The 12,758-nt window shown below is 69.3% G+C and carries 10 protein-coding genes; 5 read left to right on the top strand and 5 right to left on the bottom strand.

Annotation, left to right across the window (positions count from 1 at the left end):
• From V6M56_RS08165 to V6M56_RS08145, 5 genes are all read left to right on the top strand, one after another.
• A partial coding sequence (locus tag V6M56_RS08165) for a molybdopterin dinucleotide binding domain-containing protein (RefSeq protein WP_332682736.1) occupies positions 1-1,029 on the top strand: 1,029 nt, incomplete at its 5' end.
• 38 nt (positions 1,030-1,067) lie between these two features.
• Complete coding sequence (gene ntrB / locus V6M56_RS08160) at positions 1,068-1,991, top strand: nitrate ABC transporter permease (RefSeq protein ID WP_332682739.1); 924 nt, start codon at positions 1,068-1,070, stop codon at positions 1,989-1,991.
• Between the two features lie 14 nt (positions 1,992-2,005).
• Positions 2,006-2,803: an ABC transporter ATP-binding protein gene (locus V6M56_RS08155; protein WP_332682734.1), complete on the top strand. Its 798-nt coding sequence runs from the start codon at positions 2,006-2,008 to the stop codon at positions 2,801-2,803.
• Between the two features lie 9 nt (positions 2,804-2,812).
• Positions 2,813-4,609 (top strand): NirA family protein, encoded by a 1,797-nt coding sequence (locus V6M56_RS08150; protein ID WP_332682733.1) that lies wholly within the window; start codon positions 2,813-2,815, stop codon positions 4,607-4,609.
• Positions 4,606-6,192: a sulfite reductase subunit alpha gene (locus tag V6M56_RS08145; RefSeq protein ID WP_332682732.1), complete on the top strand. Its 1,587-nt coding sequence runs from the start codon at positions 4,606-4,608 to the stop codon at positions 6,190-6,192. The genes V6M56_RS08150 and V6M56_RS08145 overlap by 4 nt, the downstream gene beginning before the upstream one ends.
• A gap of 30 nt (positions 6,193-6,222) precedes the next feature.
• Here V6M56_RS08145 and pobA read toward each other — a convergent pair whose 3' ends face one another.
• From pobA to V6M56_RS08120, 5 genes are all read right to left on the bottom strand, one after another.
• Positions 6,223-7,392, bottom strand: a complete 1,170-nt coding sequence (pobA, locus tag V6M56_RS08140) for a 4-hydroxybenzoate 3-monooxygenase (protein WP_332682730.1) — start codon at positions 7,390-7,392, stop codon at positions 6,223-6,225.
• Positions 7,393-7,530: 138 nt separating this feature from the next.
• The gene (locus V6M56_RS08135) at positions 7,531-9,123 is read right to left on the bottom strand and encodes a gamma-glutamyltransferase family protein (RefSeq protein ID WP_332682729.1); all 1,593 of its coding nucleotides are present in this window, start codon (positions 9,121-9,123) and stop codon (positions 7,531-7,533) included.
• Between the two features lie 145 nt (positions 9,124-9,268).
• Positions 9,269-10,156 (bottom strand): DMT family transporter, encoded by an 888-nt coding sequence (locus V6M56_RS08130; RefSeq protein WP_332682727.1) that lies wholly within the window; start codon positions 10,154-10,156, stop codon positions 9,269-9,271.
• Complete coding sequence (locus tag V6M56_RS08125) at positions 10,153-11,442, bottom strand: ArgE/DapE family deacylase (RefSeq protein WP_332682725.1); 1,290 nt, start codon at positions 11,440-11,442, stop codon at positions 10,153-10,155. The genes V6M56_RS08130 and V6M56_RS08125 overlap by 4 nt, the downstream gene beginning before the upstream one ends.
• 146 nt (positions 11,443-11,588) lie before the next feature.
• A partial coding sequence (locus tag V6M56_RS08120; RefSeq protein WP_332682723.1) for an ABC transporter ATP-binding protein occupies positions 11,589-12,758 on the bottom strand: 1,170 nt, incomplete at its 5' end.

Below are 12,758 nucleotides of genomic sequence, written 5' to 3'. Positions count from 1 at the left end.
CCCGAGGGCACCGCCCGGCTCTTCGCCGAAGGCGGCTTCTTCACCCCGGACGGCAAGGCGCGGATGCAGCCGCTGGCGCAGCCGGCGCTGGCCGCCGCGGTGAGCGACACCTTACCGCTGCTGCTCAACACCGGCCGCGTCCGCGACCACTGGCATACGATGACGCGCACCGGCCTGAGCCCGCGCCTTTCCGCCCATATCGCCGAGCCCAGCGTGCTGGTGCATCCGGACGACGCGCTGCGCTTCGGGCTGCGCGACAATGGCTTTGCCCGCATCGCCAGCGCCCATGGCGCGGTGGTCCTCAAGGTCGCGCTCGATCCCGGCGCCCAACCCGGCTCGATCTTCGCGCCGATCCACTGGTCGGCCGAAACCGCGTCCGACGCCCGGATCGGCGCCGCCGTGCAGCCGGCCTGCGATCCCTTCTCCGGACAGCCCGAGATGAAGGCGACGCCGGCCTCGATCGCGCCCGTCGCCTTCCGCTCGCGCGGCTTCCTGCTTTCGCAGCAGGATTTCGCCTTGCCGGAGGGAAGCTGGTGGGCGCGCGTCACGGTCGAGGGCGGGCAGGGAAGGCTCTTCGCCACCGGCGCCGACGCGGCCGAACTGATGGCGCTCGTCCGCGCCGGCTTCGGCGAGGACGGCCTCGTCGAGATGGTCGATGCCGAGCGCGGCCTCTATCGCTGCGCGGCGCTGCGCGGGGGCAGGCTGGTTGCCGCGCTCTTCGTCGGTCCCGACCATGACGCGCCGGTCTGGGATGCGGTCAAGGCCGCCTTCGCCCGCAGCGAGATCGAGCCGCGCGAGCGCCTTGCGCTGCTCTCGGGCCGCAGCCTCGACGGCGCCGTCGATCAGGGGCCGACGGTCTGCGCCTGCTTCGGCGTCGGGCTCAACGCCATCCGCGCGGCCTTCGCCGGCGGACAGGCCCTGACGCCCGAGGATATCGGGCGCCAGCTCAAGGCCGGCACGAATTGCGGTTCCTGCCTGCCGGAAATCCGCCGGATCGGGGCGCAGGCGCGCGCGACGGAGGCGGCATGACAAACGCGACGCAGCAGCACGGACAAGGGAGTATCGCGATGGGGCAGGCTGTCTCGAGGGCCGCGACGGCGGAGGCGAAGATCGTCGCGCTGCCGGCGGCGAAGGCTGCAGTCGTGGCGCTGCCGCCGGTCGCCGCCAAGCCGCTGGCCGTCAAGCCACTGGCCGGGCGCGCGGCGTCCTGGCTCAGGGCGATCGCCTTCAACCTCCTGCCGCCACTGGTGACGATCGCGCTGATCCTGCTGTTCTGGCAGATCGCCGCTTCCGGCCCGCAATCCTCGCTGCCGCCACCGAGCAGGATCTGGACGGAAGCGAAGGACCTGATCGTCGAGCCGTTCTTCTGGAACGGCTCCCAGGACATCGGGCTCGGCTGGCGCATCCTGGTCTCGCTGCAGCGCGTCGCGATCGGCTTCAGCCTGGCCGCGGTGGTCGGGGTGCTGCTGGGCACGCTGGTCGGCCAGTCGGTCTGGGCGCTGCGCGGGCTCGATCCGGTCTTCCAGGTGCTGCGTACCGTGCCGCCGCTGGCCTGGCTGCCACTCTCGCTCGCCGCCTTCCGCGACAGCCAGCCCTCGGCGATCTTCGTGATCTTCATCACCGCGATCTGGCCGGTGATCATCAATACGGCGGTCGGCATCCGCAACATCCCGCAGGATTACCGCAATGTCGCGCAGGTGCTGCGGCTGAACCAGCTCGAGTTCTTCTTCAAGATCATGGTGCCCTCGGCGGCGCCTTACATCTTCACCGGGCTGCGCATCGGTGTCGGGCTGTCCTGGCTCGCCATCGTCGCGGCCGAGATGCTGACCGGCGGCGTCGGCATCGGCTTCTTCATCTGGGATGCGTGGAACTCGTCGCGCCTTTCCGACATCATCGTGGCGCTGGTCTACATCGGCGTGGTCGGTTTCCTGCTCGACCGCCTCGTCGCCTTCATCGGCAGCGTCGTCACCCGCGGCACTGCGGCCAATTGAGGGAGCGACGCGTCATGAGCCAGCCCTATCTCAAGATCGACCATGTCGACAAAAGCTTCCAGCGCGGCGCCGTCTCGACCGAGGTGCTGAAAGACATCAGCCTCGTCATCGACAAGGGCGAGTTCGTCTCGATCATCGGCCATTCCGGCTGCGGAAAATCGACCCTGCTCAACATCGTCGCCGGGCTGACCCCGGTGAGCGCCGGCGGCGTGCTGCTCGAAGGCAAGGAGGTTCGCGATCCCGGGCCGGAGCGCGCGGTGGTCTTCCAGAACCATTCGCTGCTGCCCTGGCTCAGCGTCTACGACAATGTCGGGCTCGCGGTGAACAAGGTCTTCGGAGGCAGTAAGAGCAGAGCCGAGCGGCATGACTGGATCATGCACAATCTCGACCTCGTCCAGATGGGCCATGCCAGGGACAAGCGCCCGGCGGAAATCTCCGGCGGCATGAAGCAGCGCGTCGGCATCGCGCGCGGGCTGGCGATGGAGCCGAAGATCCTGCTGCTCGACGAGCCTTTCGGGGCGCTCGACGCGCTGACCCGGGCGCATCTGCAGGATTCGATCATGCAGATCCATGCCGGGCTCGGGAACACGATGATCATGATCACCCATGACGTCGACGAGGCCGTGCTGCTCTCGGACCGCATCGTGATGATGACCAACGGCCCCTCTGCCCGCATCGGCGAGGTGCTGGACGTGCGCCTCGAGCGCCCGCGCAAGCGGCTCGAGCTGGTTTCCGACCGCACCTACATCGCCGCGCGCGAGGCGGTGCTGAAATTCCTCTACGAGCGCCACCGCTTCGTCGAGGCGGCGTGAGCGGCAGCCATGAGCAACGACTTCACCCCCGATCAGAAGCGCTATCTCGAAGGCTTCACGAGCGGCATGCAGTCGGCCCGCGCTGCACGGGGACTGGGCCCGCTCGGCGGCGCGGGCGGTGCGGCCGCGTCGGCGCCTTCCGGCCCGGACAAAGAGCATATCGAGGCGCAGGCGAAGACCGTCGCCACCGGTGGCAAGCTGGTCGATCAGGAGAAGTGGAAGCAGGCCGAGCATCCCTTCGACGCCTATGCCCGCTTCAAGGAGCAGGCTTCCGGCGGCGTCTATCCGAAGCCGGAGGACAATTTCCGCTGGCGCTATCACGGCCTGTTCTATGTGGCACCGGCGCAGAACTCCTATATGTGCCGGCTGCGCATCCCGAACGGCATCCTCAAGGCCTGGCAGTTCGAGGGCGTCGCCGATCTCGCCGAGCGGCTTTGTGGCGGCTATGCGCACGTCACCACCCGCGCCAACCTGCAGATCCGCGAGATCAGCGCCGAGAACGCGCCGCTGCTGCTCGAGGGGCTCGCCGATCTCGGCCTCACCGCCAAAGGCTCCGGCGCCGACAACATCCGCAACGTCACCGGCTCGGCGACCGCCGGCATCGACCCGCTCGAATTACTGGACACGCGGCCCCATGCCCGCGCCTGGCACCACCACATCCTCAATGACCGCTCGCTCTACGGCCTGCCGCGCAAGTTCAACGTCGCCTTCGACGGCGCCGGCTCGATCGCGACGCTGGAGGACACCAACGATATCGGCTTCCAGGCGATCGAGGTTGGAGAGGGCGCGTCCTTCGAGGGCAGGCCGGTTGAGCCCGGCATCTGGTATCGGCTGGCGCTCGGCGGCATCACCGGCCATCACGACCTCGCCCGCGACACCGGCGTGATCGTCGCGCCGTCGGACGCGGTCGCGGTGGCGGATGCGATCGTGCGCGTCTTCATCGCCAATGGCGACCGCACCAACCGCGCCAGGTCGCGCCTGAAATACGTGCTCGACGCCTGGGGCTTCGACAAGTTCCTCGCGGCAGTGGAGGAGAGGCTCGGCCGCCGGCTGATCCGGGTCGAAGCGAGTTTCGTGCAGCCCCGGCCCGTCTATGACCGTCTCGCCCATGTCGGCGTGCATCGCCAGGCCCAACCGGATCTCAACTGGGTCGGCGTCGCGCTCCCGGTCGGCAAGCTCACCGTCGCGCAGATGCGGGTTATTGCCGCGATCTCCAAGGAGTGCGGCGACGGCGATATCCGCCTCACCGTCTGGCAGAACCTGCTGATCTCGGGCGTACCCGACGCGAAGGTCGAGGATGTGCTGGCGAACCTGATCGCCATTGGGCTCTCGGCGGAAACCTCGATCCTGCGTGCGGGGCTGATCGCCTGCACCGGGGCGACCGGCTGCAAGTTCGCCGCCGCCCACACCAAGGAGGATGCGCTCGCCATCGCCGCCCATTGCGAGCCGCGCATCACGCTGGAGACACCGGTGAACATCCACCTGACCGGCTGCCATCATTCCTGCGCCCAGCACTATATCGGCGATCTCGGGCTGATCGGCGCGAAGGTCCCGGTCAACGAGGAGGGCGACACCGTGCCGGGCTACGACCTGCTGGTCGGCGGCGGCTATGGCGTCGATGGCGGCATGGCGCGGCCATTCCGCGAAAAGGTCAGGGCCGAGGACGCACCGGTACTGGTCGAGGCGGTGCTGCGGACCTGGCAGCTGCATCGTGCCACGCCCGACGAGAGCTTCGTCGCCTTCGCCCGCCGCCATGAGATCGCGGCGCTGCAGGCGCTGGTCGCGCAGATGGGAGAGGCGGCATGACCGTCCAGACGCCAAATCCGCTCGTCCAGGTCCTGCCCGAGACGGCACCGTTCAGCGAGGAACAGCGCTCCTGGCTGAACGGCTTCTTCGCCGGCCTGCTTTCGCTCGACAATGCCGGCGTCACCGCGCTGTCGCCGGCTGAGAACGCCGCCGTGATGGGCGAGGGCGATGACGGCGCGCCCTGGCACGACCCGGCGATGGAGATGGCCGAGCGCATGAAGCTCGCCGAGGGAAAGCCGCTGCCACGCAAGCTCTTCGCCGCCATGGCGCAGCAGGATTGCGGCCAGTGCGGCTATGTTTGCGAGAGCTATTCGGCGGCGATCGCCGAGGGCAAGGAGCCGCGCCTGAATCTTTGCGCGCCCGGCGGCAAGGAGACGTTGCGCCAGCTCAAGGCGCTGATGGAGGACGGCGGTGGCGGCGCTTCGGCCGCGGCGCCGGCGGAAGCTGCCCCCGCCACGCCCACCGGCCCAGTCGGGCGTTCCCGTGAGAACCCGGCGCTCGCCACCTTCCTGTCGCGCCGCAAGCTCAATGGCCAGGGCTCGGAGAAGGAGACCTGGCATGTCGAGTTCGACCTCTCGGAAACCGGACTCGACTACATCGTCGGCGATGCCTTCGGCGTCGTGGCACAGAACGATCCGCGCCTGGTCGATGCGGTCATCGCGCTCCTCGGCGCGCGCCCCGATGCACTGGTCTGCGGCAAGACCCTGCGCGAGGCGCTGCTCGCCGATTGCGGGCTCGGCCCGGCGCCCGACGCGCTGTTCCAGCTGGTCTCCTATGTCACTGGCGGCGAGACCCGCGCCAAGGCGAAGCGGCTGGCGGCCGGCGAGGATCCGGACGGCGATCTCGACCGGCTCGACGTGCTCGGCACCCTGCACAAGTTCGGCCAGGCGCGGCTCTCGGCCGAGGCTTTCGTCGAGGCGCTCGATCCGTTGCAGCCGCGGCTCTATTCGATCTCGTCCTCCTGCAATGCCACGCCGGGCCGCATCTCGCTGACCGTCGATACGGTTCGCTACAAGGTCGGCTCGCGGCCGCGCTGGGGCGTCGCCTCGACCTATCTCGGCGAGCGCGTCCAGCCCGGCGACAAGGTGCCGGTCTATGTCCAGCGTGCCCATGGCTTCGGGCTGCCGGCGAATCCGGAGACGCCGGTCATCATGTGCGGCCCGGGCACCGGCATCGCGCCCTTCCGCGCCTTCCTGCAGGATCGCCGGGCGACGGGGGCGAAGGGCCGGAACTGGCTGTTCTTCGGCCATCAGCGCAGAACGTCCGACTTCTTCTACGAGGACGAGCTCAATGCCCTGAAGGCGGAAGGCGTTCTCACCGGGCTGACGCTGGCCTGGTCGCGCGACGGCAAGGACAAGATCTATGTCCAGGACCGGATGCGCGAGCGCGGTGCCGAGCTCTTCGCCTGGTTGGAGCAGGGTGCGCAATTCTATGTCTGCGGCGACGCCAAGCGCATGGCCAAGGATGTCGAGCGCGCGATGGTCGATGTCGTCGCCGAGCATGGAAAACGGCCTGTCGACGAGGCCGTCGCCTATGTCGCCGCGCTGAAGAAGGCCGGGCGCTACCAGGCCGATGTCTACTGACCGGGTCGGTTTCGGTTTCGGGCTTACCTCTCAGAACGGCAGGCCGACATAATTCTCGGCCAGCGCCGTCATCGCCGCCGGCGAAGAGACGAGATAGGCGCGCTCGGCGTCCTGGATGCGGCCGCCGAAGCCGTCATTGTCGGGGAAATGATGCATCAGCGCCGTCAGCCACCAGGAGAAGCGCTCGGCCTTCCAGACGCGGGCCAGCGCGCGCGCCGAATAGGCGTCGATCCCGGCCTGTGAACGCTCGGCGTAATGTTCGCGCAGGGCTTCCGACAGGTAGTGCACGTCGCTCGCCGCCAGGTTCAGGCCCTTGGCGCCGGTCGGGGGCACGATATGGGCGGCGTCGCCGGCGAGGAACAGGCGGCCGAAGCGCATCGGCTCGGCGACGAAGGAGCGTAAGGGCGCCAGCGATTTCTCGAGCGAGGGGCCGGTCATCAGGGCTTCCGCGGTGGCGGGGTCGAGCCGGCGGCGCAGCTCGGCCCAGAAGCGCTCGTCCGACCAGTCGTCGATGCGCTCGTTCAGGGCGCATTGCAGATAGTAGCGGCTGCGGCTGTTCGAGCGCATCGAGCAGAGCGCGAAGCCGCGCTCCTCGCCGGCATAGATCAGCTCATGCGAGACCGGCGGCACATCGGCGAGCAGGCCGAGCCAGCCGAAGGGATAGACCCGCTCGAAGGTGCGCAGCGCCCGGCTCGGCACGCTGGCGCGCGAGACGCCGTGATAGCCGTCGCAGCCGGCGATGAAGTCGCAGTCGAGCCGCTTCGGCTCGCCGCGCTCGACATAGGTGACGTAAGGGGCGTCGCCGTCGAAATCATGCAGGGCGACCTTTCCGGCCTCGTAGACCGTGACCGCGCCCTGCGCGGCGCGCAGCTCCATCAGGTCGCGGGTGACCTCGGTCTGGCCATAGACGGTGACCTGTTTCCCGGTCAGCCCGGCAAGGTCGATCCGGTGCCGCATCCCGCCGAACAGCAGGTCGAAGCCGTCATGCGGCAGGCCCTCGGCATGCAGGCGCCCACCGGCCCCGACGGCATCGAGCAGCCCGACCGTGCCGCTCTCGAGCACGCCGGCGCGGATGCGCGAGAGCACATAATCGCCGCTACGCTGTTCGAGGATGACGGTCTCGATCCCGGCGCGGTGCAATAGCTGGCCGAGCAGCAGGCCGGCCGGCCCGGCGCCGATGATCGCGACTTGCGTTCGCATTCTGGTTTCGTCCCTGGCCGGCCCGGCTCGGAGCAGGCCGGTTGCGCGTTCCCCGCGCGCATCCTGCGCGGAGTTGCAAAGCGGCGTCCAGAGCGCCGGCCGCCGGCCTTTCGTCGTAGTTACCGGCGCCGGGAAGGCTCAGAAGCCGGCCGCGTGCCCGTCCTTGCGGAAGTCCGAGCCGCCGACATAGCCACCCTCGATGCGCTGGACGAGCTGCGCGCCGCCGAAGCCGAAGCTGGAGTCGGGCGCCTCGAGCGCAATCTTGTGGCCAAGTTCGGTCAACTGGCCGATGGCAGCGGCGTTCATCGTGCTTTCGAGCGCGAGATCGAGCCCTTGCATGACGCGCCAGCGCGGCGCATCGGCCGCCGTCTGCGGATCCTGGCCCCAGAGTTGGGTACGCAGCATCATCTGGAGATGGCCCTGCGCCTGCATCGGCCCGCCCATCAGGCCGAAGGCCATGACCGGCTCCGAAGCGCCCATGATGAAGCCGGGGATGATGGTGTGGAACGGGCGCTTGCCGGGACCGACCTCGTTGGGATGCCCGGCCTCTGTGGTGAAGCCGAAGCCGCGATTCTGCAGGCTGATGCCGGTGCCCGGCACCACGACGCCGGAGCCGAAGCCGGCATAGTTCGACTGGATATAGGAGACCATCATGCCGTCGGCGTCGCCGGTGGCGAGGCAGACGGTGCCTCCCTGCTTCGGCGCCCCGACCGGGAATTCAGTCGCCCGGTCGCGGTCGATCAGCTTGGCGCGCGAGGCGAGATAGGCCTGGTCGAGCAGATGCGCGGCCGTCACCTCGCGCATGCCGGCTTCGTCGGAGACGTAGGTATCGACGTCGAGGAAGGCGAGCTTCATCGCCTCGATCTGCAGGTGCAGCGCCTCGGCGCTGTCGGGCGCGAAGCGGCCGATATCGGTTTCGCGCAGCATGCCGAGCGCCATCAGGGCGGCGATGCCCTGGCCGTTGGGTGGGATCTCGTGCAGCGAGGCCTCGTCGAAGCGCATGCCGAGCGTGCCGCACCAATCGTTGCGATGGGCGGCGAGGTCGTCCTGCGTCAGCGCGGCGCCGTGCTCGCGGGCGAAGGCGGCGATCTTCTCGGCAAGCTCGCCGCGGTAGAAGGCTTCGCCACGCGTCTTCGCGATGAGGCGCAGGCTTTTCGCCATTTCCGGCGTGCGGAAGATCTCGCCGGCCCGCGGCGCCCGGCCGCCCGGCATGAAATGCGGGGCGAAGCCGGGCTGCGCCTGCAGCAGCTCCGCCCCGCGCCGCCAGAGCTCGCCGATGATCGGGGTAACGTGGAAGCCGCGCGAAGCGTAGTCGATCGCCGGCTCGAACAGGGTCTCGAAAGGCAGCTTGCCGAAACGCTGCGACAGCTCGGCCCAGGCCGAGACGGCGCCCGGCACGGTGACGCTTTCCCAGCCGCGCTGCGGCATCCCCGCCTGGCCGGCGAAACGCTGCGGCGTCCAGGCGGCGGGCGAGCGGCCGGAGGCGTTGAGCCCATGCAGTTCCTTGCCGTCCCAGAGGATGCAGAAGGCGTCGGAACCCAGGCCGTTGCCGGTCGGCTCGACCACCGGCAGGGTGATCGCCGCGGCCAGCGCCGCATCGAGCGCATTGCCGCCCTTGCGCAGCATGGCGAGACCGGCCTCGGTCGCCAGCGGATGCGAGGTCGCGACGAGGTTGCGGGCCAGGACGGGAGAGCGCCGCGAAGGGTAGGGCGCGTCGATCGGGAACTTCATCAGCGATGCTTTCGGCGGGGATTGGGCCATCGGCTGCGCGAAGGCCGGGGACGGGCGCGGAGCGCAGGGGGCGGCCCGGTGCACGGAAAGTGCCGCGAAGCGCCGCCTTCGGCAAGCTTTCGCGGATGTGCCCCGGGCCGGGCGGCTATGCCTTGCGCGAGGCCGGGATCATGATCGCACCCGAGGCGGCCACCACCAAAGCGAGGCCGAGCCAGTCGGTCGCCGTCGGTCGCTCGCCGAGCAGCAGCACCGAGCCGAGCACGCCGACCGCCGGCACCATCAAGGTGCCGAGGCTGGCGATGCCGGCCGGCAGCCGCGCGACCACGACGAACCAGAGGAAATAGGCGAGCGCCTGCGCGCCGACGATGTGGAAGCCGAGGGCCGTCAAGACAGGAGGCGACAGCGCCTTCGGCACCGGAATGCCCTCGAAAACCAGCATGCCGAGGCCGGCGACGGCGCCGCCGATCAGCAATTGCCAGGCGGCGATCGCCAGTGCCGGCGCCGAAACCGGCCAGCGCTTGGTGACGATGGTGCCGAGCGCCCAGCTCAAGGCGGCCAGCAGCGCGAGCGCCAGCCCCGGCGAGAACTGGCCGCTGCGGATCAGCGGCAGGCCGAGGCAGGCGAGCCCGGCGATGCCGAGGCCGAGGCCGAGCAGGCGCCGCCGGTCGAAGCGCTCGCCCAGGAGCGGCAAAGCGAGCAGCGTCGCCCAGATCGGCATGGTGAAGGTCAGGATCGCGGCGCGCGAGGTCGGCGCCATCAGCTGGGCGAAGGCGAGCAGGACGTTGAAGGCGGCGATCGAGAGGAAGCCGGCGACGATCAGGCGCGGCCATTGCCGCCTCGGCACGGACAGTGGCACGCCCCGGACCAGCGCGACCGCGACCAGGACCAGCCCGGCAAAGCTCATGCCGCCGGCGCGCAGGGTCCAGGGGGCGATCTCGGTCAGCGAGATGCGCACCGCCGGCCAGTTGAAGCCCCACAGCAGGCCGAGCAGCGGGACCAGCAGCAGGGCGCGGGCCGGGGCCGGCGCGCTCAACTCTCGATGCTCTCGACGCCACACCATTCGGCGACGAAGAGCGCCATGGTGCCGGTGATGCGCTTCAGCGAAGCGAGGCTGACGCGCTCGTCGAAGGCGTGGATGTTCTGCGAGATCGGCCCGTAGCAGAGCGCCGGGATCCTGTCGTAGAGCGCGTAGACCCGGGTATCGAGATAGCCGGCGGTCATGAAGCTCTTCAGCTCCTTGCCCGTCGAGCCCTGATGGGCCCGGCCGAGCACGGCTTCCGCCTCGCTGCCGGGCTCCAGCACATAGCCCTCGGAATAGAAGCCGTTGAAGGCGAGCTTCGGCGGATTGTTGGCGAGGAACTTGTCGGCGCGCGCATGGGCGAGGACCGTCGCCTCGATTCGTTTCGCCAGCTCCTCGGCCGAGACGCCGGGATAAAGCCCGATGCGGCAGTCGATCCTGCACCAGCAGGGCACCGACGAGGCCCAGTCGCCACCCTCGATCTTGCCGATATTGAGGTTGATCGGGTGGTCGACATCCTCGAAATGCTCGCGCCCGGCCTTCTCGCGGTTGAGCTCTTCTTCCAGCCCGCGCAGGGCGGCGATGACGCGATAGGCGGCGTCGATGGCGTTGGCGCCCGACGCCATTTCGCGGACATGCATCGGCACGCCGCGAACCTCGACCTGGAACCAGAGCACGCCGGTATTGGCGCGCACCAGCATTTCCTCCTCCGGCTCGGGGATCAGCACGGCGTCGGCCTTGTAGCCGCGCAGATGCGTCATCAGCGCGCCGTTGCCGGTCGATTCCTCCTCGACCACCGACTGGACATAGACGGTCGCCGCCGGCTGCAGGCCGATGCGGCGCAGCGCGTCGAGACAGAACAGGTTGGCGGCACCGCCCGCCTTCATATCGGCACCGCCGCGGCCATAGAGCCAGTCGCCGTCGATGACGGGGTCGAAGGGCGGATGCGTCCAGAGCTCGGCCGGGCCGGTCGGTACCACGTCGACATGGGCCTGCAGGATCAGCGAACGGCCCTTCTCCTCGCGCGGGTGATGGATGCCGACGACGATCGGCGCGTCGGAATGGGTATCCGAGAAGGGCGCGCCGCCGGGATGGGCGGCGATGGCATCCCGGTCCATGGCGAAGCGATCCATGGTGAAGCCGCGATCCTTGAGGGCGCGGAAGACGAAATCCTGGACCGTATGCTCCTGCCCGCGCGTCGATCCGAAGCGGATCATCTTCTGGGTGAAGGCGAGCTGTTCGGAAAAGCCCGCCTCGACGGAGGCGAGGATGCGGTCGCGCAGTGCGGGGTCGAGAGGCATGGGGAGAGACTCCGAAGGCAAATGACGACGGGCATTGAGCTGAAGTCCGTCATGGTCGGGCCTGACCCGACCATCTCGGAAACCAGCTATCTGGTCACGAGATTCTCGGGTCTGCGCTGCGCTCCGCCCGAGAATGACGTCAGTGATCACCGCCCGAACCGCTTGCCGCCGGGGACGGCGGCGAGGAGCTGGCGCGTGTAGTCGTGCTGGGGGTCGGCGAAGAGCGCCGCCGTCACGCCGCTCTCGACGATGCGGCCGCGCTGCATCACCGCGATGCGGTCGCAGATCTGCGCCGCGACGCGCAGGTCGTGGGTGACGAACAGGATGGCGAGGCCGAGCCGCTGCTGGATGTCCTTGATCAGGGTCAGGATCTGCGCCTGGACCGAGACGTCGAGCGCCGAGACCGCCTCGTCGGCGACGAGCACGTCGGGGTCGAGCGCCAGCGCCCGGGCGATGCCGATGCGCTGGCGCTGGCCCCCGGAGAATTCGTGCGGATAGCGGTCGATCGCATTGGCCGAGAGGCCGACCAGCTCGAGCAGTTCCTTCGCCCGGGCCAGGGCCTGCGCCCGCGGTGTGCCATGCGCCACTGGCCCGTCGGAGATGATCCGGCCGACCGTCTGGCGCGGGTTGAGCGAGGCGAACGGGTCCTGGAAGACCATCTGGATGCGCTTGCGGTGCTGGCGCAGCGCCGCGACGCTGAGATCGCTGAGCACGATGTCGCCGAGCGTGATCCTGCCGCCATCGGGCTCGATCAGCCTGAGGCAGCAGCGCCCGACCGTCGATTTGCCGGAACCGGATTCGCCGACGAGGCCGAGCGTCTCGCCGCGGGCGAGGGTGAAGCTGACATCGTCGGCCGCCTTCACCTCGCGTCCGGGGCGGAAGAAGGAGCGCTTGCGATAGACCTTGCCGAGCCCCTCGACGGCGAGGACCGGCGCATTATCGGTCCGCGCCGGCCGCTCCGGCGGCGTCAGCGAGGGCACCGCCGCGAGCAGGCGGCGGGTATAGTCGTGGCGGGGCTGCGACAGCACCGCATCGGCCGTGCCTTCCTCGACCAGCTTGCCGTGCTGGAGCACGGCGATGCGGTCGGCGATCTCGGCGACGACGCCGAAATCATGGGTGATGAACAGCACCGCGGTGCCGTGCTTGTGGCGCAGGTTGTCGAGCAGCTTGAGGATCTGCGCCTGCGTCGTCACGTCGAGCGCCGTGGTCGGCTCGTCGGCGATCAGCAGCTTCGGCTCGAGCGCCAGCGCCATCGCGATCATCACGCGCTGGCGCTGGCCGCCGGAGAGCTCGTGCGGATAGGCCCGCGCCAGCCG

This window comes from Allobosea sp., from assembly GCF_036675845.1.
In the GTDB taxonomy this organism is placed as follows: domain Bacteria; phylum Pseudomonadota; class Alphaproteobacteria; order Rhizobiales; family Beijerinckiaceae; genus Allobosea.
The sequence above is the reverse complement of the archived record's forward strand: the minus strand, read 5'-3'. Positions and strand labels throughout refer to the sequence as shown.

Bases quoted from the DNA above. Each gene is read 5' to 3' on its own strand.
- V6M56_RS08155 (WP_332682734.1), top strand. From the start codon at position 2,006: ATGAGCCAGCCCTATCTCAAGATCGACCATGTCGACAAAAGCTTCCAG.
- V6M56_RS08135 (WP_332682729.1), bottom strand. From the start codon at position 9,123: ATGAAGTTCCCGATCGACGCGCCCTACCCTTCGCGGCGCTCTCCCGTC.
- V6M56_RS08150 (WP_332682733.1), top strand. From the start codon at position 2,813: ATGAGCAACGACTTCACCCCCGATCAGAAGCGCTATCTCGAAGGCTTC.
- ntrB (WP_332682739.1), top strand. From the start codon at position 1,068: ATGGGGCAGGCTGTCTCGAGGGCCGCGACGGCGGAGGCGAAGATCGTC.
- V6M56_RS08145 (WP_332682732.1), top strand. From the start codon at position 4,606: ATGACCGTCCAGACGCCAAATCCGCTCGTCCAGGTCCTGCCCGAGACG.
- V6M56_RS08125 (WP_332682725.1), bottom strand. From the start codon at position 11,442: ATGCCTCTCGACCCCGCACTGCGCGACCGCATCCTCGCCTCCGTCGAG.
- pobA (WP_332682730.1), bottom strand. From the start codon at position 7,392: ATGCGAACGCAAGTCGCGATCATCGGCGCCGGGCCGGCCGGCCTGCTG.